Source organism: Adhaeretor mobilis (assembly GCF_007741515.1).
Taxonomy (GTDB): domain Bacteria; phylum Planctomycetota; class Planctomycetia; order Pirellulales; family Lacipirellulaceae; genus Adhaeretor; species Adhaeretor mobilis.
Genome location: NZ_CP036263.1, coordinates 5,657,100 through 5,681,834, shown reverse-complemented (window position 1 = coordinate 5,681,834; position 24,735 = coordinate 5,657,100). Strand labels below are relative to the sequence as shown.

The 24,735-nt window shown below is 56.4% G+C and carries 24 protein-coding genes; 16 read left to right on the top strand and 8 right to left on the bottom strand.

What is annotated here, in order from left to right:
• Window positions 1-67: 67 nt before the first annotated feature.
• Window positions 68-268 carry a hemin uptake protein HemP gene (gene hemP, locus HG15A2_RS22405; RefSeq protein ID WP_145063513.1) on the bottom strand — a complete coding sequence of 67 codons (201 nt, stop codon included), beginning with the start codon at window positions 266-268 and terminating at the stop codon, window positions 68-70.
• A 247-nt stretch (window positions 269-515) separates the two neighbouring features.
• Here hemP and HG15A2_RS22400 point away from each other — a divergent pair, with 247 nt between their 5' ends.
• The 3 genes from HG15A2_RS22400 to HG15A2_RS22390 all read left to right on the top strand — a co-directional run bounded on the left by HG15A2_RS22400 (window position 516) and on the right by HG15A2_RS22390 (window position 5,281).
• The gene (locus HG15A2_RS22400; RefSeq protein ID WP_145063511.1) at window positions 516-1,199 is read left to right on the top strand and encodes a PEP-CTERM sorting domain-containing protein; all 684 of its coding nucleotides are present in this window, start codon (window positions 516-518) and stop codon (window positions 1,197-1,199) included.
• A gap of 109 nt (window positions 1,200-1,308) precedes the next feature.
• The gene (locus tag HG15A2_RS22395; protein WP_145063509.1) at window positions 1,309-3,495 is read left to right on the top strand and encodes a DUF1559 domain-containing protein; all 2,187 of its coding nucleotides are present in this window, start codon (window positions 1,309-1,311) and stop codon (window positions 3,493-3,495) included.
• 82 nt (window positions 3,496-3,577) lie between these two features.
• Window positions 3,578-5,281 carry a kelch repeat domain-containing protein gene (locus HG15A2_RS22390; protein WP_145063507.1) on the top strand — a complete coding sequence of 568 codons (1,704 nt, stop codon included), beginning with the start codon at window positions 3,578-3,580 and terminating at the stop codon, window positions 5,279-5,281.
• A 77-nt stretch (window positions 5,282-5,358) separates the two neighbouring features.
• On the opposite strand, the gene HG15A2_RS22385 is transcribed toward HG15A2_RS22390, so the two are convergent.
• Together HG15A2_RS22385 and HG15A2_RS22380 are read right to left on the bottom strand one after the other, a co-directional pair.
• The gene (locus HG15A2_RS22385; RefSeq protein WP_218932183.1) at window positions 5,359-5,889 is read right to left on the bottom strand and encodes a PEP-CTERM sorting domain-containing protein; all 531 of its coding nucleotides are present in this window, start codon (window positions 5,887-5,889) and stop codon (window positions 5,359-5,361) included.
• A 53-nt stretch (window positions 5,890-5,942) separates the two neighbouring features.
• Window positions 5,943-6,266 carry a hypothetical protein gene (locus tag HG15A2_RS22380; protein ID WP_145063503.1) on the bottom strand — a complete coding sequence of 108 codons (324 nt, stop codon included), beginning with the start codon at window positions 6,264-6,266 and terminating at the stop codon, window positions 5,943-5,945.
• Window positions 6,267-6,925: 659 nt separating this feature from the next.
• Here HG15A2_RS22380 and HG15A2_RS22375 point away from each other — a divergent pair.
• From HG15A2_RS22375 to HG15A2_RS22355, 5 genes are all read left to right on the top strand, one after another.
• Window positions 6,926-7,123 carry a cold-shock protein gene (locus tag HG15A2_RS22375; protein ID WP_145063501.1) on the top strand — a complete coding sequence of 66 codons (198 nt, stop codon included), beginning with the start codon at window positions 6,926-6,928 and terminating at the stop codon, window positions 7,121-7,123.
• Between the two features lie 149 nt (window positions 7,124-7,272).
• Window positions 7,273-7,980, top strand: coding sequence for an RNA polymerase sigma factor (locus HG15A2_RS22370; protein ID WP_145063499.1), 708 nt, complete (start codon window positions 7,273-7,275; stop codon window positions 7,978-7,980).
• Window positions 7,981-8,138: 158 nt separating this feature from the next.
• Window positions 8,139-9,734, top strand: coding sequence for an anti-sigma factor (locus HG15A2_RS22365; RefSeq protein WP_145063497.1), 1,596 nt, complete (start codon window positions 8,139-8,141; stop codon window positions 9,732-9,734).
• A gap of 131 nt (window positions 9,735-9,865) precedes the next feature.
• Complete coding sequence (locus HG15A2_RS22360) at window positions 9,866-10,075, top strand: CDGSH iron-sulfur domain-containing protein (RefSeq protein WP_218932182.1); 210 nt, start codon at window positions 9,866-9,868, stop codon at window positions 10,073-10,075.
• A gap of 432 nt (window positions 10,076-10,507) precedes the next feature.
• Window positions 10,508-11,374 carry a hypothetical protein gene (locus tag HG15A2_RS22355; protein WP_145063493.1) on the top strand — a complete coding sequence of 289 codons (867 nt, stop codon included), beginning with the start codon at window positions 10,508-10,510 and terminating at the stop codon, window positions 11,372-11,374.
• Between the two features lie 250 nt (window positions 11,375-11,624).
• Here the strand turns inward: HG15A2_RS22355 and HG15A2_RS22345 are convergent, their stop codons facing one another.
• Window positions 11,625-12,104, bottom strand: coding sequence for a hypothetical protein (locus tag HG15A2_RS22345; protein WP_145063489.1), 480 nt, complete (start codon window positions 12,102-12,104; stop codon window positions 11,625-11,627).
• Between the two features lie 421 nt (window positions 12,105-12,525).
• On the opposite strand from HG15A2_RS22345, the gene HG15A2_RS22340 reads away from it, so the two are divergent.
• From HG15A2_RS22340 to HG15A2_RS22330, 3 genes are all read left to right on the top strand, one after another.
• Window positions 12,526-12,771, top strand: coding sequence for a hypothetical protein (locus HG15A2_RS22340; RefSeq protein WP_145063487.1), 246 nt, complete (start codon window positions 12,526-12,528; stop codon window positions 12,769-12,771).
• 157 nt (window positions 12,772-12,928) lie between these two features.
• Entirely contained in the window at window positions 12,929-13,153 is a 225-nt protein-coding gene (locus tag HG15A2_RS22335) for an addiction module protein (protein WP_145063485.1), read from the top strand.
• 44 nt (window positions 13,154-13,197) lie between these two features.
• Window positions 13,198-13,455 carry a type II toxin-antitoxin system RelE/ParE family toxin gene (locus tag HG15A2_RS22330; RefSeq protein WP_145063483.1) on the top strand — a complete coding sequence of 86 codons (258 nt, stop codon included), beginning with the start codon at window positions 13,198-13,200 and terminating at the stop codon, window positions 13,453-13,455.
• Between the two features lie 2 nt (window positions 13,456-13,457).
• Here HG15A2_RS22330 and hemE read toward each other — a convergent pair whose 3' ends face one another.
• The gene (hemE, locus tag HG15A2_RS22325) at window positions 13,458-15,380 is read right to left on the bottom strand and encodes a uroporphyrinogen decarboxylase (RefSeq protein WP_145063482.1); all 1,923 of its coding nucleotides are present in this window, start codon (window positions 15,378-15,380) and stop codon (window positions 13,458-13,460) included.
• Window positions 15,381-16,492: 1,112 nt separating this feature from the next.
• Here hemE and folK point away from each other — a divergent pair.
• Window positions 16,493-17,263, top strand: a complete 771-nt coding sequence (folK, locus tag HG15A2_RS22320; RefSeq protein WP_145063480.1) for a 2-amino-4-hydroxy-6-hydroxymethyldihydropteridine diphosphokinase — start codon at window positions 16,493-16,495, stop codon at window positions 17,261-17,263.
• Window positions 17,264-17,658: 395 nt separating this feature from the next.
• On the opposite strand, the gene HG15A2_RS24375 is transcribed toward folK, so the two are convergent.
• Together HG15A2_RS24375 and HG15A2_RS22315 are read right to left on the bottom strand one after the other, a co-directional pair.
• The gene (locus HG15A2_RS24375; RefSeq protein ID WP_218932181.1) at window positions 17,659-17,823 is read right to left on the bottom strand and encodes a hypothetical protein; all 165 of its coding nucleotides are present in this window, start codon (window positions 17,821-17,823) and stop codon (window positions 17,659-17,661) included.
• Between the two features lie 351 nt (window positions 17,824-18,174).
• Entirely contained in the window at window positions 18,175-18,771 is a 597-nt protein-coding gene (locus tag HG15A2_RS22315) for a tetratricopeptide repeat protein (protein WP_145063478.1), read from the bottom strand.
• A gap of 606 nt (window positions 18,772-19,377) precedes the next feature.
• Between HG15A2_RS22315 and panC the strand changes: the two genes are divergently transcribed.
• From panC to HG15A2_RS24370, 4 genes are all read left to right on the top strand, one after another.
• Window positions 19,378-20,226, top strand: coding sequence for a pantoate--beta-alanine ligase (gene panC, locus HG15A2_RS22310; RefSeq protein WP_145063476.1), 849 nt, complete (start codon window positions 19,378-19,380; stop codon window positions 20,224-20,226).
• 184 nt (window positions 20,227-20,410) lie between these two features.
• Window positions 20,411-21,700: a prolipoprotein diacylglyceryl transferase family protein gene (locus HG15A2_RS22305; protein ID WP_145063475.1), complete on the top strand. Its 1,290-nt coding sequence runs from the start codon at window positions 20,411-20,413 to the stop codon at window positions 21,698-21,700.
• 209 nt (window positions 21,701-21,909) lie between these two features.
• Window positions 21,910-23,085, top strand: coding sequence for a S1C family serine protease (locus HG15A2_RS22300; protein WP_145063473.1), 1,176 nt, complete (start codon window positions 21,910-21,912; stop codon window positions 23,083-23,085).
• Window positions 23,086-23,248: 163 nt separating this feature from the next.
• Window positions 23,249-23,719 carry a transposase gene (locus tag HG15A2_RS24370; protein ID WP_218932180.1) on the top strand — a complete coding sequence of 157 codons (471 nt, stop codon included), beginning with the start codon at window positions 23,249-23,251 and terminating at the stop codon, window positions 23,717-23,719.
• A 78-nt stretch (window positions 23,720-23,797) separates the two neighbouring features.
• Here HG15A2_RS24370 and HG15A2_RS22290 read toward each other — a convergent pair whose 3' ends face one another.
• Window positions 23,798-24,550: a sugar phosphate isomerase/epimerase family protein gene (locus HG15A2_RS22290; RefSeq protein ID WP_246117829.1), complete on the bottom strand. Its 753-nt coding sequence runs from the start codon at window positions 24,548-24,550 to the stop codon at window positions 23,798-23,800.
• Window positions 24,551-24,735: the final 185 nt, after the last annotated feature.

The following is a 24,735-nucleotide window of genomic DNA, read 5'->3' as shown; positions in this document are numbered from 1 at the left end:
CGCGAGAGTGCGCAACCCGACTACTAACGCATCTCGGCTCGCGACGCTTGTGATCTAGCCAGCCGTTTCACTTCTGCAATATGAGCCGGTTGTTTCTGGTGACGATGAGGCGATAGTCCTCGCCGGCGTGGCGGATGACGACCTGTTTTTGGCCACAGAATAGGTCTGTAGCGTCGAGTGTTCGAACATTCGATGGCGTCTCGATCCCTGCCCGTTCTCGTTTCGCAGGGGCTGCTTTGTGCTCATCGCCTCTTCTAGAATTGGGCATATCTTCGCTCGAAACGAATTGACGCATATTTATTTGTGAAAACGCTGAAATGGCACTTGTGGCCGGTCAGCGGAGCGTTATTCTATTGCTACTGAGACTTGATATCAAGTAGCCTTCCCGCCAGCCAGGCCGTTGTTTAGAGCAAACTTCTCGCTCAGAAAACACGGATCGGTCACTCGCCAGCTAAAGGTTTTTCTGGGCATTCGCGCGTGTGGATGCCATCCCATTTATTTGTGAGGAGTGACTGATGAGAAGTTGGAACCTTTTGTCTGCCGGCCTAATTGCCTGCGCTTTCGCACTACCGGTCTCCGCAGGAGAGATTGTCTTTACGGAAACCTTCGACACCAATAACGCAAGTTGGGCGAACTCCGCTGCAGACGATTTTGTCACACATGTTCCCACCGGCGGGGTCCTCGACAGTGGCTATGTGACTACGCAACGCACCTTTGAGGAGATTGCGGGTGGAAGTTCGGTCACCTTTCGCGCTCAAGACGAATTCAATTCGAGCGGAAATGCCTTTGTTGGAAATTGGCGCGAACTCGGTTATACGCAGCTGAAATACTCTGTACGTCACAATGCTCCAGTCCCAGTGAGTTTCTCGGCACGTGCTTCAGGACCTGGGAATTTCCCTGGCGCTACGTCCGTAACTTTCGGCGCTCCCGTACTACCGAACGTGTGGACTGATTTGACATTCGAATTTAGCGCAGGGAGCCCTTCGATTGTTACTTATGAAGGTTCCGATCACGAAACGGTTTTCTCCAATGTCGGCCATGTGCAGGTCTCAATGAGTGTGCCTGTTGGATTTGAGACGAGCACGCAGCCGATCACGATTGACTTAGATAACGTCTCAGTGGCAGTCCCTGAGCCCAGCAGCGTAGCGTTAGCCTCGTTGCTTAGTCTCGGGTTGTGCTGGGCACGTCGTAAGAAGTAATGGAAATGAATTTGCCAGGTCGAGCGAGTTGCTTCGCTGTCTCGCTCGGCCCTTGGCTTTATTCGAATCACAAAAAAGTGACTACAAAAAGGTGACCGGGAGATACCTCATGCGTACTCCAAATACTCCGAACCGACCATCGCAACCCAGTCGGCGTTTTGCCGCGCTGCTGGGCCTGATCATCGGCACGTTTCTGTTATGGCTGACGGTGGGTAGCTTGGTGCTCAGCGCTGAGTTTGCTCGTGCCGAGGTCGCGACTTGGGATCAGCCCGATCTCGATATGTGGACCTACCTTTCGGGAGGGTCGCCCGCTACGAGAGCTCAAGCCTCGTCGTTTAGTGGTGGCTTTGAAGTGGATAGCCAAACCGGCATGTTTCTACATCGCGAGGCGGATTTCCCTGCGCGGCAAAGTGCCGTGCTGTTTGCTTTTGAAACGACCGAGGAAGTCACTGCGGGCCTTGCACCGAGTGCTTACCAAATTAATTCGGTCACTTTCACCGCCAAAATGCAATCCAGTGGCACGCTCTACAGCGACACACCAGCGACTCCGACGAGCTATTTAGCCAACTTCCAGAATAGCACGCTTGATTCTCAGCAAGCTGTCGAACTGTTCGGCGTCGGCTTCCGTGCCGGCTATGAGGGGTTCGATCTGGGGACAAGCGCAGGTGGTTCCGGTCAGGGCGGCCAACGGCTTGAGGAGTCGAACGGTCAAGCCATTCATAGTGGTCCCGGCAATTCCTATGTCGCCTACCCAATCGTCGGAGACGGAAGCGGCGGCGTGATTGACGTGAATTCAAACATCACCGGCGGATTCAGTGCGACCGCTCCCGGAGAGACGACCGATCCTTTCGAGGTAATGCCTTGGGCCGTGGGAACAGCGCGCAACGCCGCTGACACGGCAGATTTGCTACCCGGGGAAACCATTCCCGACGAAGCGACGTTCTCATTCGAGCTGGATCTCACATTGCCGGGTGTTACTGAGTACGTTCAGCAAGGTTTGTCAGAAGGGGTACTGGGGCTGTTCCTCTCTTCGTTGCATCCGACAGATCAATATGGCGGCAGCGGGGGTTTCCCCCAATGGTACATGAAGGAATCGCAGACTCCCTTCAACCAAATAGTCTTCCCCAACGGCGAGGCAGCGACTCTGGCGATTGATTTCACGATCAGCGAGGGATTGCCAGGCGACTTTGATGGGAACGAGGTTGTCGATGGGGCAGACTTTCTCAATTGGCAGCGCGATGAACTTGGCGGCGATGCACTAAGCGATTGGCATAGTGGATATGGTACTTCCAGCACTGTTAGCTTCTCCGCGGTACCTGAACCAAGCACTCTCATGTCGATGACAATCATAGCGGGGTTATTATCGAGTGGTCGGCATAGCTCGCGGCGATCAAGCCACGTGCAATCAGAGACATCGGCTAACGGACGTTCGCGAAGCGGCTTTACCCTCGTTGAACTGCTCGTCGTGATTGCGATTCTTGGCGTGCTGGTGGGGCTACTGCTTCCAGCAGTGCAGGCGGCCAGGGAAGCGGCACGGCGGGTGAATTGCCAGAATAATCTGAAGCAAGTTGGCCTCGCCACGCTCAGTTACGAATCGTCGCACGGGACGCTGCCACCGCCGAAACTGGGGACGCAATACGAAACTCTCGGTAGCACGCTCGTGTTATTGCTGCCGTATTTGGAGCAGGGTGCTCGATTCGCAACCTACGATCTCACAAAGCCGATTAACGATCCAGCGAATATTGACGTGACGACCGGCACTATTGATGTCTACGTTTGTCCCTCGATGCAGCGTCCCGGTACCGCACGGCTCGGACAGACCCTCGGTATGGGGAGCTACTTGATTTCGACGCGCACGGACAACCAACCGGCGATCAACAACGGGGCGTTCGATAATGTGAGTGGCGATCGCTACCGATTGCAGCTTCGCAACGTGATCGACGGGGCGAGCAACACCCTGTTGGCTGGCGAGATCAACTACGCGTTTCTCGACCATGAGCCGCTGGCAAGTACCGACGAGCCAGCCTCGCCTGGCAGGCGCACCAGTTTCGCTTGGGCGGAGGGCTACTGGGCGCAAGGCTCTGGCTATCTAGCAGCCCGCGCGCCCATTCTGTTTAACGACAGCGAGCACTACGTTCCTACCGCCAATAGCCGGTCGTTTCGTAGCGATCATTCCGGCGGCGTGCAATTTGTGAAGCTCGACGGATCGGTGCTTTTTATTGTCGACGATTCCGATCCCGACGTGCGAGCAGCGCTCGTGACGCGGGCTGGCGAGGAAGTCAATCATTCGCTGTGAATAGTGGCGAACACTTACAAGAAGAAGAGACCACACGGCGAGCAAGCTCGTCGGCTAACAATTGCATGAAGGAATAACTGTTATGAAACCGAACTTCTTATTCAAGTCACTGATAGCCCTGCTGCTTTTTGGAACTTCGCAAAGCTGCTTAGCCCACTTTGCTTGGGTCACGACTGATAGCGAGAATCGTGCCTTGCTGTTCTTCGGAGAGAGCCCCGATGAGCGGGCTTACAAGTTGCCTGAATCGTTGCTCAAGGCAAAGGTGAACGCACTCACAGAGGGCAAGAAGCATGCCGACGTAAAGCTCGTGGAAGTTGACGAGGAGGACTTCATTGGCCGGCGTTCCGCGGAGCCAGTTAACCCGCGGGCGACGCTTGCGACAAGCCTGACTTATGGGAACTATCATGGGACCCTGCTGAAGTATTACGCCTACCACGCAGGGCAGGTGGCGACAGATCCGCCACGACTTACGCAGGAGCCCTCAGAACAGAAGGGCTCGAAGCAGAAAGTCAGCGCCGCTAAGCCGCAAGCCGGGTTGGAAGTGATCCCTAGTGTTAGCCAGCGAGGGCTCTGTTTGACGGTTCTTTGGCAGGGCAAGCCGCTCGAAGGAGTGGAAGCGACGTTGATGGTGGGCGATGGTGAGTCTGAAAAGAGCAAGAGCGACCGCGATGGCGAGGCGTGGTTCCCGCCACCGGTTACCGGTGGTGGTGAGACGCAGATCGCGGCGATTGTGGGGCACGAAGTTGATAAGGAAGGAACCGTTGACGGCGAGCCCTACAACAACGAGTCGCACTATGCGACGATCACGTTCATGCACACCAATAAAGAGGGCAACACGGAACCGCGAGAAGCGGCGACTTCCGCGGCTGCCAACACCCATTCTGCCTATCCGCCGGTTGCTGAGCCCGTCACGAGCTTCGGGGCCGCGGTCAGCGACGGGTGGTTGTACGTGTACAGCGGTCATACCGGTGCGGCGCATAGCTACTCACGTGAAGAACTCTCGACCCATTTCCAGCGTTTGAATCTATCCGGTGGCTCAGCTTGGGAAGACCTGCCTTGTCCGCGCCCCCTGCAAGGACTAGCAGCAGCTACCTACGACGGCAAGATTTATCGCGTCGGTGGTTTGGAAGCACGCAATGCTGATGGGGACGAGGCAGATCTGCACTCGGTGGCTGACTTTGCAGTGTACGACCCCAAGACTAAAACTTGGACCGACCTCCCGGCGCTGCCGGCGGCCCGCTCGTCTCACGATGTCGTGGTGATCGACGGCACGATGTACGTGGTGGGTGGTTGGAATCTTACAGGCGAAACACCCGGCGAATGGCAGGGCGAGATTCTTACCTATGACCTCAGCCAAGAAAGTGGCTCGTGGCGTCCCCTGGAAGTCCTGAAGCTCAAACGCCGCGCGCTCTCGGTTGGCGAGCACGAGGGCAAGCTCGTGATCATAGGCGGTATGAATGAAGACAATGACATTACCCAGAAAGTCACGATCTACGATCCGGCGACTGGGCAAGTGAGCGACTTTGCGGAATTCCCTGGTAGTGGTATGGATGGTTTCGGTACGACAGCGATCAATCAGGGCGGCCAGCTCTATGCGAATGGCTTGGAGGGGGTCGTCTATCGCCTGGATGCCGCGGGCCAAGCTTGGCAACCTGTCGGCGAATTGCAGCAGCCGAGATTCTTCCACCAGCTAGTGCCTGGCCCAGGCAAGGCACTGCTGGCCGTGGCGGGTACTTCAGATGTGGAGCACCTTGGGGACATCGAGGTGCTGGAAGTCGCAAAGTAGTCGCAGTTCAGCGTTTATCGAGCTCAACATCCCCCCCCCGAGCCGACTGCTAACGGGGGGGGGGGTAAGCGTTTCGGCTAGCGGGTAAGGTAGCGCCTAGGGCGGCGCACTGTGAGTGCGCTCGCCAAACTCAACAGCAATAGCGATGTTGGTTCCGGCACTGCCGTGGCGTCGATGACCGAGCCAAGCGAGCAGGTCGATACCGTTGGTCTCGCCGTCGTTGTTTGCATCGGCGGCGTCGGTTGTGCCGTAAGCGGTGTTCCATCGGCGAGTGTCCCTGAAAACAGGGAGCCTTCGGGGACGGTCAACGTGGTGGTGTCTCCGGGACTGACCAGTCCAGCGATTGGGGTGCCATTGAGTTGGAATTCCGCCCCTTGGAACGTGACATCGCTACCAGCAGAGCAATCGGCGCGCCCGCCGATTGCTCCACCCGAAAGCGTGACCACACTACCGGAACTGGCATTGAGGCTGGAGGCAACGACACCACCAGTAACCGTAGCCGTTGCGCCTCCTATGATTCTCGGAGCGTTGACCACCGCCGTGCCGCTCATATTAAAATGCCCGCCGGAAGTCACTGCTAAGCTGTAGGCAATAGATCCGCCCGACACGTTGAAGGTACTTCGCGAGTCAATCCGAGCATTGGAGCCAACCTCTCCACCGGTCATGTCGACCGTGCTGCCTTCCCAGATGTCGAGAAAGTCGCCGATTGTTCCCCCCCCGTGAAATTGCCCTGCTTGATGCCCCCGAAGTGAGTATTGCTTCCGACGTTGCCGCCCGAGATGTTCACCGTCGACTTGTTGTAGGCGGTAAACCGTTCTTCGACGATTCCTCCCGCGATGTTGATTTCGATATTTGCATTGAGCCCTTGGCGACTCCCCACTTGCACGCGTTCTTCAATCACACCCCCATCGGAGAGATTGACTTGCGTGTGATTGCCGATGATCGTGTATTCGGCAATGTTTGGGTCGGTTGGGATGTTCAGCACGGTATTGAACTGCGCCGAAACAATTATTCCCGAGCTGGCGATCAGGCAAAACGATAGAGTGATTGAGGTACGATGACGAACCCCGAAAAACCTAAGAGGAGTAGCTTATAGGAGGCCTGCAAACAGTGCAGACTCTCCAAGCATACTGATGTCTAACACGCATCGACAGCTATTTCAGGTGAATCGCAGTGTTCGAGTGAATGCTTCTGAGCCGAGATGCGACAGCGCTCGGGTGGTACGCTCTGGAAGCTTCGACCCGACGGCTAGCCCATGTCGGCCCGGGTTTGGCTCGGGAGATAGCTTAAAACAGGCGTTTTCTCGTGCGAAAACGCTCTGCTAGCATTCTTTTCAGCAACGTTAGTTGATTTTGGACGCGGGCGACCGTACACTATTGCTAGTCGCGGAGTGTTCGCGACGAGCAGCGAGTACGAGTGAGTGAGAGACTTGAGAGTTAGGCTACCACCTTCTTGGATGATCTTTCCGTCACGTGCGCATTCTGCGTTACCGTGCTTTCTTCGTGGTTCGCGCCATCAGGAATTCACAGTTGCCCAGTTGTGCAGTTCCCCCTGCTCCTTAATTTTTTTGGGTCGTAAGAGTCTCATCTAGCAGTTCTTTCGACCCCGGCCACGTGTCCGGTTTCACGTATTTGGAGTGCAGCAATGCCAGAAGGTAGAATTAAGAAGTTGATCACAGACAAGGGCTTCGGTTTCATTGAGGGAGATCGTGACGATCTGTTCTTCCACCACTCGGAAGTTCAGGGCACCACCATCGAAGATCTTTCCGAGGGTCAAACAGTGACCTACGAAATCGGCCAAGGCAAAAAGGGTCCGTGCGCAGTCACGGTCGCCCCCGCCTAGGTGAGTCCTGTCTCGACTTGCGAGACAATAGCTACGACAAATCGAACGCCCGCAGGCCATTATTGGCTTGCGGGCGTTTTTCGTGGATCCAGACGTAACACGCTTGTAACGAGCCGTTTGACGCAACTCGCGGGCGGCACAAGAATGCTATGAGTACCTATGAGTATTGGGGAACTATTCTATTCCGCTTTACGTCTACTTCTACGGCAGCAGTTGAGAGCAGTGTGAGCGATCCAGTCCCTACTGATAACTCGAGCCTGACTGACGACTCGGCGATTGAAGACGATCAGGCAATCGCCGCCGTGCGAGCGGGCGATACGCAGGCCTACGGGCCGCTAGTCGAGAAGTATCAGGATCGACTGTTCAACACGCTGCTGCGAGTGGCCGGCTCGCGAGAGGATGCGGCCGACTTGGTTCAGGACGCCTTCGTGCAAGCCTACGTAAAGCTGGACGCCTTTCGGGGTGACTCGCAGTTCTACACGTGGCTGTATCGTGTGGGCATGAACCTGGCTCTCTCGCACCGTCGCCACCGAAAAAATCGAGAGAGCAGGGCGACACGCAGTCTTGAGGCAGCCCGTGAGAATGTGGGAGACGAACCCGTGGACAACCAGCCCAGTGCCGAGGAGCAGGTGCTCTCTGACGAGCAAACCGAACAGGTGCATGCTGCGATCGGCCAGCTGGGCGACGAGCATCGGCAGATTCTCGTACTGCGGGAACTAGAAAGTTGCAGCTACGAACAAATCACCGAAATCTTGGGCCTACCGGTGGGCACGGTGCGCAGTCGGCTCTTTCGGGCGCGGTTACAATTGAAAGAGAAGCTTAGCAGCTTGTTGGGAGAACCGATTGGACAGGGGTGAATTGCCGCTTGCGGCTTAGCCGGTAGCTGGGAACGGTATGGAGTTGGGCACTATGAGGCGGTGCTGCTAAGCCGCAAGCGGCGAACTTTTGAGACACGAAGCGTGAATTAACTGAGTACTGAACACTGAACACGAACAATCCCACACCCGCCGACGAATTGCTCAGCGCCTATCTTGATGGCGAACTGACGGCCGAGGATCGCGCGGCGGTTGAGGCGCGACTGGAGAGAGACCCGGCGGCGAGGAAGACGCTCGACGAGTTGCGTCAGCTTTCCTCGACGGTTCAATCCTTGCCTGCCGAGGGGCTGGGGTACGACTTGAAGCAACGCGTTCTAGATCAAATTGGGCTGGAACAAATTAGCCAGAAGCAAATCGAGAGGGCAACGCCCGCGAACTTGCCGATGGACCATCACTCCTCCGGACGTCGTCGTGGGTTTGTGTGGGCTGGTTTGGCGACTGCTGCGACGCTGATGCTCATGTTCTTTGCATCGCCGGATCGTGAAGTGCGTGAGCCGGTTGCCGCGGTTGATCAAGTGAAAGAAGCGACACCAGCAGCAGAGCCGGCTCAAGCCACGCCGAGCTCCCAGCTATCAATGCAAGCTGATAGTGAGAGCGACGATAAGCTAGCCGCCGCGACAGCATCACAACCTGCTCCCGTGCGTTCGCAAACGGTTTCTCCAAAGATGGCTCGTAGCGGGACTATTACCGACGGCAAAGCGGTTGCCGGTGATGAGGCCTTTGGCACTGAAGTCTTCAGCGCTAGGCAGAATGCACAAGCTCAAGGAATGCTCAGCGAGAGCACGCCGGCAAGACCGGGGCGAGTGCAGGGCCAGCCTGAGACGGCTGAGCTGGGAGCGGCAGGTGAGCTTGCGGATGTCTCTGACTTAGCTGAGTTAGAGCTGGCTGCGATGCCGCGGGAAGAGAGTGCAGTCGATGAGCCCTTGGAATCGGAACCCGTGGATATCGATTCTTCTACGGAAGGCAGACTCTCCAAAGACGGATTCTCACCAGACCAAGCTGTCGACGCGGTTGAGCTTGCCTACAACGGAGAGCCGCAGGAAGCGCTTGCGAGGTTGGAAACGATGTTCACTAGGCAAGGTGTTTTACTGCGCGTCGCTTCGCGGGAGCAGCTCTTGCGATTGCAAGAGGGCGGGTCGCCGCGCGATCTATCTCGCTTGGATAATTCGAACACCCGGCAATCGGAAGGCCAATCGAGCAGAGCACTGAGCGAACCGTTAGCTGTAAAAAACCTGCCACTTGCCGCAAAGAAGGAACTCGAAGAATCCGACAAGAAAGACGTGCCAACAGAAGCGGAGGGCTTGCTCGTGGAAGCAACGCCTGAGGAGATCGCCCGTGTGGTGAAGAGTTGGCGAGTGTCGCATCGCGGAGTGCGTTCGAGTCGTGCACAGGGCGCCGGTGATTATGGCGAGGGTGAGTATGGTGGTGGGCGGAGCTATGGCGGTGGAGAATCTGGTGGTTATGGAGGTGGCGGAGGCGGAGGCATGATCGGCAGAGTGCAGAGTCAGGAAACTGATGTCGACGAGAGGGATGCCTCCTGGGCGATGCGACTAAAGATGAGCCCCGAACAGTGGCGTCGCACCGGTGAAGATCGCAAGTCTCAATCCACAGACACCCGGATTGCTGAACTTGCACAAGCAGAACAGGAAGGCCTCGAAGAGAAGTCGTCGATCAGCGGGCTGAAGCCGGCACCGAAACGTGTGCGGGTGTTCTTCTATTTTCGTGAGCACGAGTAATACGCTAGGGCTAGAGGCGATCTTGTCGCCTATCGACCGCTAGCGGGTTTTTGCGCCTCGTCGTAAAATGCCAGCCTCTGATAACACTTCTCTGAATGATTCGCACAATTCATCACGAAGGAACTCTGCCGATGGCTGATGTTAAGATCACGACCCGCCCGAATGGTCCGCTATTGGTCGAAGGCGCTTTTACGCTTGTTGATTCTCAAGGGAATGAGTTCAAGCTCGATCCCGACAAGCCGGCCTATGCGCTGTGCCGCTGTGGCGAATCGAAGAACTTGCCGTTCTGCGACGGATCGCACAAGGCATGCGGCTTTGAGGCGGATCAGCCCGCGCGGTAATAGGTGAATCTCGACAGACTCGACGCGGAGTGAATCTTGGCAGTCCTTGTCGACAGGTTATCCCCAGGCCCTAGGCTTTGCGCAGCCGGACTTTTGCGAAAGCTCAACGACGGAAACTTCCGCCCGTAGCGGTTTTGTCGCGTGTGGTTCCCTTGGCGATTGCTTTTCTCATCGTTGGGTGCTTCGCGCTAGTGGTCGGCAGCGCTGCTAGCGTGTTAGAATCCGCCCCCGCTAACCGTGCAGTGCATGTAATGCAGTGCAGCGCGTCGCGTATTTGAGGCGTTTTGGAGTCGCTAGAGCGAATCGAAGACATCGCGGTGCAAGCACCGTGGCGAAATGTTCGAATTCGGTACTGCACTCACTTCAAGACACGCTCTAGCTACGAGTTACCCCTACGGATTCCCCCCTCTTCGCAAGGAGTGCATGCCGCCCATGGCCCAGACCACAGAAACTACCAATCGCATTGCTGAAGCTGAAGCCGCTACCGAAGACTCCAGCGAGCCGAGCCAACCTTTCATCGGTAAGTGGAACAATTTGGTCAGTACGACCAATTGGGACAAAGGCCAGATCATCAGCGAGTGGCGTGATGCGTTGATCGCCGCCGACGCCGCGGCTAGTGAGTATTCCGACGAAGCCTGGGCCCAATTGGTGGGCGGTGTGACAAGTCAGCACGTGGGTCGTCTCCGGCGCGTGTATCAGCAGTTCGGTGAGAATGTCCAGCAGTACCCGGGACTATTCTGGAGCCACTTCCAAGCGGCCATCGATTGGGACGATGCGGAAATGTGGCTCGAAGGGGCGATTCAAAACGGTTGGTCGATTTCTCAAATGCGCGGCAAGCGCTGGGAAACTGTTGGCAAGCCGGGTGAACAGCAGCCCGAGGAGCCATCGGCAGAGCTCGAAGGCTCGCTGGAAGATGGTCAGCAACTTCGCGATGAGCAGGCCGATTCAACAGCCACTGAGTCGCTCACGCCCAAGTCCAAGGAGTTGCAATCGCCCGGTTCAGACGCTTCACCAAAAGCATCCGCAGAGAATCGTGGATCGGATGGGTCCGAAGAGGATTACGACGAAGCGGGCGAAGAATCCAGCGAGCTTGAAGATGCCCCCAAAGCCACCAAGACCAAACGCGAGCGTTTACCTGTCGATGTGGATGACCTGCCGGACGATTTGGCAGAAGCGTTCGAGCAATTCAAGCTGGCGATCATCTCGCATCGTCGCGAAGGGTGGAATGAGACCCGCTGCGAGACCGTGGTTGAATGCCTCGACGCATTGAAGATGTTGGCCGAAGCGCCATTGGATTGAGCGATGTGGTAGGGGAAGTAGCCGCGGGCCAACGGCCTGCCGGTGATTCGCCCGCAAGAGTTTGCTACCTCTTGCGCGATCAGTCCCGAATAGGTTACGACAAACAAGCAATGCTCGTGGGCATCCCTTCCTGGTTGCGCACCGGCGGGCTGTTAGCTCGCGGCTATTTTTGTTTGGAGGAACTGCGCTTGGCGAAATTGCGTTTGGAGCAAACTCCCCTTTGGTAATTCTTTCCACTAGTGAACTGTACTCAACTCCCAGCAAATTCTTCTGCGTAGTCGAGCGTCCACAGTTCGACTAGTTCTCGGAATGAGTCGAGGTCTGCGTCGTTGAGCTTCTGGAAGTGGTTGCGCGTGAAGTTCTCTTTGTTGCGAACCGCTCCTTTAGCCACGAGATCGAGCACGTGGTACTTGTTGAACGGGCTGATCGTGAGCTCTAGCCGGCTAAACAGGTTGTCTCGCTTGCCACGTTTCAGCGAGAGATCGTCGCGGTGTACGGCCGCGCCCCAGCCCTTTTCGCTCACCACGGCCTCGTACTTGAAGCCCGGGAAGTTTTCGGCCAGTTGCTTCACACAGCTTTCGATGTGGTCGGCCAACTCCAGGCGGTAGCTGGAATGCAGGCGGCGGTACTCCTCCTCGCTGAGGGCTTTGGCGGCTGCCTCCTTGGCTCGCTCCTCACGGGCCTGCTCACCGCGCTCGGCAGCCTTTTGTAAGCGTCGTTTAAAATCCATGTCATTAAGGCGGAGGGAGGAAGGCGGATGCGAGAATGGGTTGGCAGGGGGAGTTGGTGAACAGCGATAAAGGCAAGTCGTGCTTGTCGTGCAAACAGGGGCTGAAGCTAGCTGCTTTGGATACGACTGGGTAAGCACACAGGCATCGCTGCCGCTGGAAACATGGTACGCGAAGCCCTCGCGATTGGGCAACCGCTCCCCCAGGGCGAGCGTAATCCAACCGTGCTAGCAGTTGCGAGCGGATTAAACGGAAGTTTTTCTCTAAATGGACCAATGCTTTCGCCCGAGGCACGCCGATACCTATCGAGGAGACAGGGCGGCGCTGTGCAAGCGACCGGTACGGAATGGATTCCTGCCGAGCGTGAGCGATTACAACGCAACGTCACTAGTGGCGTAGAAAACCGAGAAGGAACTCGAAAGCATGTCGGCACCTCAACTAAAGATTTTCCGCGGCCCCGAAGAATCGGCCGCCCCGCAGCTCACGAAGAACGACGAGGGTCAAGCCCAAGTCACCTCTTCGCTCGCGAAGCTGCTACCGATGCTGGCGGACGCGTTCAACAGCAAGCGCACTTGGCTTGAGGACTTCGAAGACGACGACGTCACCGTGAGCGCCGACCTCTACGAAGTGCTGCTCGCGTATCAGTACTACAGCCGGCCTTCAGCCTGACCGCTTGCGGCTTAGCCGAGAGCCCTCTCTCAGAAGTTGCTTCGAGAAGAGGTCAGCTAAGCGACAAGTCGCAACATTGGAAGAGACAACGAGCCCACGGTGCAAGCCGTGGGTTTTTTGCTTGTGATCGATGTGCTCTACCCATTAGAATAAGTGCATGGTCAATGCTTCGTATCAAGACGTTCTCACAGCTGCTGAAACGCTTCCTTCCGCGGAGCGTGCTCAGCTAGTTGCAGCTCTACTGTCTAACGTCTCACCCGACGACTGGTCCCCTCCTTCGCCTGCGTGGCTAGCCGAAGCAAAGCGTCGTAGCGACGCTTTTGATGCGGGGGACATGTCCGGCTCCAGTTGGGCCGAAGTGCGAGAACGTGCCCGACGCTAGGCGGGTCTTGATGACTAAAGTCATCATTATTTCAGCAGCAGAGAATGATTTCATCGATTCTCTGCTGCTGGTACGCCGAGCGTAGCTTGGATGCGGCCGACGCCTTCGACTCCGCCGTGGATCACGCAATCCGTCAAATCGCTAGGACACCCGAACGTTTCCCCAAGTGCGACGACGTACATCGTTACTTCCTGATGCAGCGATTTCCGTTTCGTATTATCTACAAAGTGGTGAGAAGCGAGATCATCGTCATTTCGATCTCGCACACTTCGCGAGAACCAGCTCATTGGAAACATCGCTAACCCTACCGCTTGCTCAACTCCTGTACCAGTTTCACCACCGCCTGGGCATTCTCCACGGGCGTTTGCTTGAGCACGCCGTGGCCCAGATTAAAGATATGGCCTGGACGGTTGTCCGCCGCAGTGAGGACACCTTGCACGCGCTCGCGGAGCGTTTCTTCGTCGGCCAGTAGTGTGAGCGGGTCGAGGTTGCCTTGCACGGCGTGGTCGTAGCCGATGCGTTTCCAGGCGTCGGCCAAGTCGATGCGCCAGTCTACGCCGATTACGTCGCCACCAGCTTCCGCTTGAAGTGGCAGCAAGGTCGGGTTGCCGGTGCCGAAGTGAATCACCGGCGTGCCGGGCGTAATGCCGGCGATGATCGAGCTGACATGCGGCATGACATACGTGCGGTAGTCGTGCGGGCCTAGGCAACCGACCCAGCTGTCGAATAGTTGTACTACTTGGGCACCGGCGGCGATCTGGGCGTTTAGGTAGCGCGTGATCGAACGCGAGAGGCGCCCCAATAGTTCATTCCAACTGGCGGAGTCGGTGTACATGAGCTTTTTCGTGTGCAGGAAGCTGCGGCTGGAGCCTCCCTCGATGGCGTAGCTGGCGAGGGTGAATGGCGCGCCGGCGAAACCGATGAGCGGCAAATCTTCAGGTAAGTCGGTCCGAGTTTGCGAGACGGTTTCGAACACAAAGTCAAGCGAATCGAGGTTTTCCAGCTCGACAACGCGACTGAGATCGCCTGCGGTGCGCACCGGGTTGTGAATCTGAGGGCCATCGCCGGGGGTGAATTCTAGATCGAAGCCCATCGGCTCAAGGATGGGCAGCAAGTCGCTGAAGATAATGGCCGCGTCGACGCCCAGTTTGTCGACGGCGGTACACATGACTTCGCTGCAAAGTTTAGGATTCTTGCAAAGCTCGAGGAAGGTGGTCTTCGCACGGACTTCGCGATACTCACTCATGTAGCGCCCCGCCTGGCGCATCAACCACACCGGCGTGTAGGGAACCGGTTCGCGCCGGCACGCTTTCATGAACGGGCTGTCATACCAAGGGGCACTCCGATTTGCTTGCTGGTTTGCGGTCGCGCATTGCACACGATTCTTTCGCGCGATCAACTCTGCCGAGGCTTCTGCTGATTCTGAGATCAAATGCCCTAGCTTCGGATGCGATGGCTCAAAGTCGACCGGCAATTCTCGATCGCGCAGTGCTTCACTCGTGGTAGGGCCAATCGATGCGACCACGGTTTGTTGAAATGCCTTGCGCACTTCCGCTTCTAGATCGAGTTGCTGCGCGATTTCCAGTAGATGCACCACCTGCTGGCCGGAAGTGAACAGTGCCAAATCGACTTCGCCTTGAGCGAGACGTTGCACGTTTTGTTTGAGTGGTCCCAGGTCGGTAGGGAGTTCCCAGCGATAGATTTTCACGGCTTCGACGGTTGCGCCGCGCGCTTCCAAACCGGCGGTGAGACTAATGTTCGGGATGCCGTATTCTTGGATGGCGACGTTGAGATTGGTGACCGGCAGTCGCTTGTCGAGCGTTTCGAGAATCTCCCGCCAGGTGTTGGGTTCGGGCACCACGATTGTAGCGGAGATGCCCAGTTCGCGTAGTGCGGCTTGTGGCTTTGGGCCGCGGGCGACGGTTTGGATGTCGGCGAGCGCGTTCACCAGGCGCTCGCGATCGACGCGAGATTCGACGCGCTCAATAAACTGCCGTGTGCCGACACCGGTGAGTAGGATCATCACATCGACTTGCCCGGTGATAAGCCGATGGGCAAAGTCGACAAGTGGCCCTTCGGCTTCGACGGGGGCTTCACGCATCGAGGGGCTGACGAAGGCGCGCCCCTCGAATCGCTCGATCATGCGTTGCGTATCTTCAGCGCGACGGCTCTCAAGAGCGACGATACAACGTTGTTGGAAGTTTTGTTGGGGGGGGGGGGGGGGCATGCTTGTTCGTTGAGTTATTGCTAGAGTCGTTCTCAGTATTTTCCGGCGAGTCGTGCATCGCAGATTTCATGCTAGCTGTCGCCCCTTATAGAGGGAAGCGAGTGAAGCGCCGATGCGCTACAAACCGGGCCAAGAGAACGTCAAGCAGCAACGAAATTGCTGTATAAATTGCCGAATCATTTTTTCAATTTTTCTGCCAACAAAAACCTTGCACGAAACAAATTTTGATTTTGTGTTGTCGTCGTCGCGAAGCGTGGTTGACATATTCGTTCAGATCACAAGAATGGGCAACAGTCGAGTTGATGATTCAAGAGAGACCAACGGACGAAAACCCGGGTAAAGAACTCGGGGGTTCTTTTGCAAATAATCTACTTCGCGAGCGACGGCCAAGAAATCGCCCTGCAATAATGCTCTTCCGCTTTGCATGGCAGATTTAGGAGTCGCAACGAACTAGTCGCGATGTGTTGGTGGGGCAGGCCGCAAAGTTAGAGTGGTAGGGTATTGATTGAGTGGGCATCGCAACTTGTGTAACCCGCATCCAATCAACACATATCGGGATCATACACAATGTGACCGCGTATTTGCCTCCATCTAAGCTGCATGCAGGCTGTCCTCTTGTTTCTGAATCGAACGAAGTTCCGTATCGATGTTTCACCTGCGATGTTTCACCTCCGAAGTTTGCTCGGCTGTTGGCGTTAGCGTCTCAAGTTGCGTGCTCATGGGTCTAATTTAATTGTGGCGGTCCCTCTTGCGGACCGTCTTCCCGTTGACTGGTCTGAGAGCTACGATGGCTAGCTGTTGTGAAGCAGTAAGCGAACCAAGAAATAGCGAATTAAGAATAAGCACTTGTGCGGGTTGGTCCCGTCAACCACCGTCTGAATTGTTGGAGACATTTTTTACAAAGGGGCGTCAACAGTACGGATGCAGCGTACGGCATTCTCTCTTGCTTCATTGCTTGGGGTCTCGCGACAGGGTAGTCCCCCGATGTTTTTGAACGGATGTTTTTGAACGGATTCGCATTGGAGGGGTCTGGGACACGATGTCCTCAGGCCCCTCCATTTTTTTGAAGGCTATCAGCTGTTGGCTTTTAGCTGTGAGCTTTAGAGCAGCCGATGGCGAACGCACTGATTGCACTTGGCGCGAATCTTGGCGAACGCGATCAGACGCTCTCAGAGGCGTTCCTAGCGCTCACGCAAATCCCAGGCACGCAACTTCGCGTTCGCAGTCGGTTGCACGCCACTCGGCCCATTGGGGGCCCGACGGGGCAGGGGGAGTTTCTTAACGCGGCTGCGTTGCTCAGTACGTCTCTCCCGCCCTCGAAGCTGCTTGAAGAGCTGCACGCTATCGAGGCGGCTGCCAATCGCAAGCGTGTGGAGCGCTGGCAGGCGAGAACGCTTGATCTGGATTTGCTGCTCTATGATGCTGAGCAAATTGACGGCGAAACCGCATGCGGTGGGGGGCCCGAAAGCGAAGGGCTCCAGGTGCCGCACCCTAGGATGTCGTTTCGGCGGTTTGTGTTGGAACCGGCCGCGGAGGTAGCCCCCTGGATGCGCCATCCGAGCAGCGACTGGACAGTTACCGGGTTACTAGCTCACTTGAAGAACGCGGAGAATAGCATCGCAGTTGGTTCTGAGAGCAAGGAAGCTGTGCGGATTCTCGCAGGCAAGCTGGGCAAGGCATGTCCCGATGTAAGGGTTTTACACTACGACCCTCAGCAGCCACGAGCAAAGCTCGTAATTTGGCTTGGTGAGTTGCCGGCAGATACTGTGGCGTCGAAGTTAGTGCTGGCTGGTCCCACGGCAGTGCTACCGATGCCTGCGAACGACGAGGAGCGCCAAGCAGTCGAGAAAGAGGCCATCGCAGCGGTGGAAGCTGCCACCTGATGCAGGGTTGCGTGTGGAATCGCACCTAGCCGCGGTTCACTGAGCCGCCGGGCACCTACTCATCCAGGTTGTCTTTCTTCTATTCTCCGGCGAGTTGTTAGGTCGCGGCTAGTCGAGGTGCCGCCCACGTCGGTGTGATCTTGCACGTTACGGCACTCAGGTGGGTCACACAGGGGTTAGATAACTTGCTACCCAAACTGACAGCGGTTTGGACAACCTCTGTCACTTTGCGGGTGATTTCGAATGTCGCCAATCTGCCTCGGCGTTTCTCGCCGAACGCACGAAGCCATATATCCCTAAGGTGCTTCGGGCATACTCGCCGACGCACGTTAGCGAACCTGTGTCCGACGCGTCGTAGCTTCAGTCCGTACTGCCGGGCGGGCTATGTCATTGAGCTACCGCCAAGGACGCTCACCATATTGACGTACTTGCTCAAATTCAAGTTCGTCGACGGCCCCAGATTCATGAATTTTGAAATACGCACGACTGGGTGGCTTGGTGTGGCCAAAACAAAGTCGGACAATAAAGCCGTCGTCTGTGGTAGCGATAACCTTTGCCATCGAACGATGGTCTTCTCGGTTACAATTATCTTGGAAGAACTCGCGTGCTTTATCGATTGCAGCCAGATGCTGTCTGGGCTTCCTGAATAGTAGAGCAAGTTTTTTTGAAAATCGCATCGAAGTTTTCTGCTGCCCTTTGATGGAACTTATTCACTATAGGATATGTGGTTAACTCATTTTCTCGTAGTGCTTTACGAAAAACTAGGTGCCATTCGCTTCATCGGCTGACGCGTCGAAGTTTCATGCAGATGCTGGTTGGAAGCTACGATTCCGGTGCAAATTGAGCGCGCCGCTGTAAGCTATTGAGCCACCATTTCTTCGTTCGGTGGATGTGCACTCCCATAATTATCTTCACTTATCGTTCGGTGTGTCGGCATTGTCGCCCCCATAAGAAGGGACCTTCCACTGGCATAGACGAGAACGAAGTCTTGCTCTGTCTCGCTCAGGGCTTGCTCGAAATAGTTTCTGGTTGTCGTAGAGCTGAATGGCCGACTCTTGGTTATTCTTTTCTTCGCCTGGGGCGACTCCTAGGGCTTGTTTCGCGTACAATTGGGCTTTAGTCCAATCCGAGAGTTCGGCGTATGCCGCTGCTAGGACGGACAGCGATGCCCAGTTTTTCCAGGCTGTTAAGTCACAGGCTCTGGTGGCATACTCAACCGCTTTGTTCCCATCTCGCAAATTTGAGAAAGGACAAGCCGCAAGTATGTAGGCTAGATGTTGCAATGTTGAAATATCATCGGGATGCGTTTCAAGTACTCGCAAATACGTCGTGTGTGACTCTTCGTATCGCCCAAGCAGTAGAAGAGTGTTAGCACGCCACGAACAATCCCAGGCATCATCAGTGTTCTGCACCAACTCGTCAAACAAAGTAATTGCAGAATCGAAGTCGCCCTCCGTGAATAACTTCACGGCCCGATACCTCAAGGCGTCGTCATAGCTATCTGCCATGGAATTTGAAGTGGCGAGGTGACAAATGGCGAAAACTGGCAACGTAGATTTCAGTCGGTTCTCCCAAAGATTATAACGTTGTCGCGATGGCGACGCTAACGACACGCGGAGAAGCACACCGACCTAACGCACTGCTATTCAGTAAGTTCAGGGGTCGAAATGCTTTCTGCAGCAAATGGTAGCTAGAATGAAGCCCCGAATCCCACCAATAACAGGTCAATCATCGCCATTCCAACTCCCCTCGGCTTCATCGTCCTGTGCGTCGAAACTGGCTGCGATTTGGACAGATTTACTCCCGGCGGTGTCGATGACCTCAGTCTCGAACGGCAGCCCCAAAATCGGCCAAATTTATCGTTCGAGGAACAAATCTGGCCATTTGCTAACTGACTAAGGTGGCATCGTCCTGGGCGAGATAATGCACCCAAAGCACCCGGCACCTTGCCGCGGCTCAACGAGTCGCCGAGAGCCTGCTCATCCAGGTTGCCTTTCTCCAGTTCTCCGGCGACTTGTTAAGTCGCGGCTATTTCCCAAAGTCGCAGCACAAATAGGCAGGGCTAGACTTCTAGGGCCTTGCTGGAAGGTAAATCCAAGGGGTACCGTAGTTGGATGGAGACAATCGAATCAGGCAACGAAATACGCGCCGCAATCATCGCGGCTAGGCAATCTGGCAAAGTCGTGGGGCTGGTCCCCACGATGGGGGCGTTGCACCAAGGGCACTTGAGCCTGGTCGATGCTGCGCTGGCGGAGTGCGACCTAGTTGCCGTTAGCATTTTCGTGAATCCCACACAGTTTGCACCAAGTGAAGACCTGGAGAAGTATCCGCGCACCTTGGAGCAAGACCTGAGTGCTCTGCGCGAGCGCGGTTGCCATTTGGTGTTCACCCCCCAGCAAAGCGAAATCTATCCTGAGGGGCACTCCACGACGGTTCACATGGAGGGAATCGCCAAGCGGCTTGAGGGGCGTGTCAGACCAGAGCATTTCGATGGCGTAGCTACGGTCGTGCTGAAACTCTTCAACCTGATGCCTGCCGATCGTGCGTACTTTGGTCAGAAGGATTACCAGCAGGCTTTGGTGATCGAGCAGATGATCGGCGACTTGAATGTGCCCATGGAACTGCAGATTTGCCCAACGATTCGCGAGCCGGATGGGCTCGCCATGAGCTCGCGGAACGCGTACCTTAGCGAAGCGGAGCGCGAACAAGCGCTGGCGATCCCCAGAGCCCTGCAAGCTGCCGAAACAGAATTCGAGCGAGGCGAACGGAGCGCCGAAGTGCTGATTCGCAATATGTATGGCGTTTTGAATTCGGCAGGGCTTGAGGCGAATTATGTTTCGATTGTGCGCCAAGGCACACTGACACCGGTTGTAACGCTTGACGAGTCGGCGGTTGCCCTGATCGCCGCAGCGGTGGGTTCGACGCGATTGATTGACAATGTGATATTGGGTACCGGCGAATGACCTTAGGATGGGAGCAGGTGCCTGTGCGCAACACGAGAGGTGTTTGGGAAGAATAGTTGAAATCGTCAAGCCTCCTGTCGCAAGCGACCCCGACACTTGTCCGATCCATCCGCTAGAATAGGCAGCCCGCAAGCCGGACGAAGTGTCGCGGCTACCCACTCCAATAGCCAATAACCGTTTCCCCATGTGCTCTGAACTCTTTCGCATTCCCGTCGAAGCCTTTGGCGTGCCGATCTTTGGATTTGGCGTGCTGCTGGCAATATGGTTGGCCGTGGGTGGTTACTCTGTCTATAAAAACGGCGGCGCTGTCGATGCATGGACGACCCTGGCTTTTGTGGCGCTAGCCATTGTGTTACTGCCCAAGTTGTTTCCCGACGGGTTGCCGATCCGCAGTTACGGCCTGATGATGCTCCTGGGTTGTCTTTCAGGGCTTTGGCTAGCGATATCGCGCGGGCGGAATGCTGGAATCGCCGGGGAGACGATCATGTCGCTCGCGATGCATATGTTCGTGGCTGGCATCGTGGGGGCGCGCCTGTTTTATGTGATCGAGTACTGGGACGCACGCATCAAGCAAGAGACTCTAGGCCAGACTATCAAAGCGGCGCTCAGCTTCACCGAGGGCGGCCTCGTGGTGTACGGCTCGTTGATCGGCGCAACGGGAGCGTTTCTCTACTTCACGCGCAAGCATAAGCTGCCCACGCTCGCGCTGGCTGATTTGATAGCGCCCAGCTTGCTGATCGGTTTGGCGTTTGGGCGGGTGGGGTGCCTGCTCAACGGTTGCTGTTATGGCGGTGTGAGTGAGGTCCCCTATGCAATCACCTTTCCCAAGGAAAGCTCGCCCGGGAAACTGAGCGGCCCTTATGCGGAGCAAGCCGGGCAGGGGCGCTTCTCTGGTTTGCGGTTCGGCACAGCTGCTGACGAGTCCGCCGGAGACGTTCCCTCCGGGGTGGTGATCGCCAGTGTGGTTCCCGACTCACCGGCAGCGGATGCGCAGCTCAAGCCGGGCATGACGGTTCAGGCGATTGGGGAATATTTGGTGGAAACAGTCCCTCAGGCGGAGTCGCTCACGGTGCGCGCCTTCTTGCAGAACCATCCGTTGGAAATCGTCGATGGTAGTGGGCAGACGCATCGCGTGTCGATCAGTTCTCCGCCGGAGCGCAGCTTGCCGGTGCAGCCGACGCAGATTTACAGCGCGGTCAACGCGGCGCTGCTGTGCTGGTTGCTGTGGGCGGTTTTTCCTTGGCGAACGCGCGACGGGCAAGTCGTGGTGCTGATGTTGACGCTCTACCCGATCGCTCGCTTCCTGCTGGAGCACATTCGCGTGGACGAGTCGCCCGTTTTCGGTACGGGGCTCAGCATTTCGCAGAACTTGAGCCTGTTGATCTTCGCTGGAGCGGTCGCGTTGTGGGTGTACACGCGCACAACGGCTGGCAACCAACTGCACTACGCTGGTAAATTGCACAATGCGGAATGATAGTTAAGCTTTCCTCCGAGTCGACTGCTCTCGCATGACAGCTCAGAGATTTAGAAAGGCTCGGGCTCACGAGAAATTATTGCGAGTAGCGAACTAAGTTCCAGGTGTTCTCGTAGAAACGGGCGAAGCTGTACTTTTTCCGCGGATTCTGCGAATCTGTAAGTTAGTTTGTTCCTATAGAAAGATGAGACCACGAGGAGAATTCCGAGATGAGCCAGCGTACAAGACTATCCACCCAGCAGTCTCCCTTAGTCAGAATACTTGCCATCGCGTGCACCGCTTTAACGTTGGTCGCATTGGTGGCATGGCTGCCCCAAGAGGCGCTTCTGCCACAAGCCCACGGAGAGAGTGCTGTATTGGATGATGAGTCGGGCGACGCTTCCGAAGCCATCGCCGCCGAGATTGCCGAAGAAGCGGCCGAAGACTCTGAGCTGGAACTTGATGGGCCGATCGTGCCCATCGGTCCCGACGGGCGAGATGCGATGCGTGAAGATGCCCTCAGGAAAGAACCGAAACGTGAAGTCGTGCAGCCGGCCTTCTGGATTGGCATTCAGGGACGCGCGGTCGAGAGCCCTGTGTTGCGAACCCATCTGCAATTGGCAGACGATCTGGGCGTGGTTATCGAACAAGTGATCGCCGGCAGCCCGGCTGAGCAAGCCGGCTTGCGCCCTCACGATGTCATTATTAGCGCCGGGGGGCAGCCACTACTCAACATGCGTGGCTTGCAAAAGCTAGTGATTGCCGATGGAGCTAAGCCGATTGAACTAAAAATCTTGCGACTGGCGAAGGAGAAAACCATTACCGTCACGCCTGCGGAGCGACCGGACGATGTGCAATTGAATAACGGTAGTGCCAATCGATTGCCGCTGAATCTTCAAGGTGATGCGGGCCAACTCATGCGTGAGATGCTGCAGCGAGGTGGACTAGGCTTTCCAGATCGGGGAGGCATGCAGCCGTTTGGTATGGGGGGCGGGATGATGGCTTTGCCAGGCGGCGTTTCGATCTCGATTCAACGCAACAACAACGAGCCGGCTAGGATCACGGTGCAACGAGGCGATGAAAAATGGGAAGTCACGGGCGACGACCCCGAGTCGCTCCAGCAGTTGCCTGAGGAGCTTCGCGGGCCGGTCGAGCGGATGCTCAGAGGCCAAGCTCGACGGGACAACCGTGGGGGCGGTGGTTTCGATGGCGGCGGCTTCAACGGTGGTCTGGCCGAAGAGCTGGAGCAAGAAATGGAAGAGTTTTTCCGTCCACGACGAGGAATCAATATCCCTGAGGCTCCTCGTAATGAAAATGAGCAGCGCATGCTCAATCGCATGCGAGAGTTGGAGCAACGCATGCAAGAGATGCAGCGCCGCTTGGATCAAGAGGACGAAGCGCGTTGAGAAGCTTGGCACGGTAATACAATTGGAACCCTCCCTCGATCGTCGCAGCCCTGCGACGATTGACACGACGGCCGCGACACCCCCTCCCGTCGCGGCTGTTGTTGTTTGGGGGTCGATAGCCGCGGTGCTACGCACCGCCGGAGGCTTGAACTCAAGTAGAGGTATGCCTTGCTATCTCTTCGCCTACCACGCCTATGGCAGTTGGATGCCCGATCGCCCTCAGGGGTATGTGCATTGGAAGGAGGGACTCAAACCTCCCGACAAAGAACGAGCTGACGAGTACCGCCGCAAGCAATCGAATCCTACTGTCGTGTTCGAGCGAGTCGTGCAGCAACATATTTGCGATGGCGTGCGAGAGGCGTGTAGCTATCTAGATGCCCGATGCCACGCTGTGGCAACCGATCCAAGTCACGCGCATACTCTGATAAGCTGGAGGACTGAACGAAACTCGAAAAGTATCAGCCGTTCCTTGAAGATTTCGCTATCACGACGTCTCAACGAACAAATTGCTCGTCAGCAGTGGTTTTCTAAAGGTGGAAGTCGGCAGGCGGTGAAAGTGATGGACCATTTCGACCACCTCATGCGCGTGTATTTGCCAAGGCATCGCGGGGTACTCTGGGATCGAGGAGCCTGAAACGTAACACAGGAACCTTTGCAGAGGCGACGTTCCGGCGGTGCGTAGCACCGCGGCTGCGGCAGGTCGCTCGATGAGCTACAGCAGGCTTTCCAACAACAGACGCATCTTGCGCATCTCGGCGCGATGGTCGAGATCTTCCAGGGGCGGCATGTGGACTGAGAGCGCGCCCTTGTAGTTGGCCGCTTCGAGTTGCCCGATGAGTTTGGCGTAGTCCATCTCGCCTTGTCCAACGCGAACGTGCATCTTACTGGTGGTTGAGTCGCGCATCTGCACGTGGAATGTGTAAGGAACGATCTTGCCAAAGTCTTTCCCTTGCCACGGGCCGGTGATAAAGCAGCTCGGGTCGAGGCAAACTCCCAGGCCTTTCACGTTATCGCATAGCACGGCAGCGGTGTCAGGATCTTCGCTCATGCAGCCGATGGTGGTTTTCATCGCTACGAGGCAGCCTTCCATAGAGGCGATTTTCACGAGCTCGCGCAGGCGATCGATCTCTTCGTTGAATGGTGTGCCCTGCTTAGCAGCGGGCACGACGATTGGCACCACTCGCAACGACTTGGCCAGTTTGCAGAGTGCGCCGAACTGCTCGTAGTACGCGTCGCCGGTATCGTCGGTGTCGAAGCTAAAGGCGGAGATGTTCAGCCGCTTGGTGTCGCGGAACTTTTCGGTGGCCTCTTCCAAGTTGGCCGCCACGGCAGACGGCTGATACCAGCTGACACCCGAGCTATGCACGGGTAGCTCAATCGCTGTGTATTCCAAGTCGACGAGCGCCCCGGGGACTTCTTCCCTGGGCAGGTCGGGCAGGCATTCCATCGAAGCACAAACAATCACGGCGGGTCACTCCTTTAATCAATAGTCGCGGCCCCGGCCAGCTGTAAAGCAAGTCCGACACGGGGCGTGAGTTCTTCTCCAGACCGCTTAATCTACCGCGTAGGGTAGGGCAGGGGCAATGGTCGGTGGCCGAAGGTTGCCAGAGAAGTTGCAGCACGAATTGCCGCAGCGAACGAAGCAAGCCA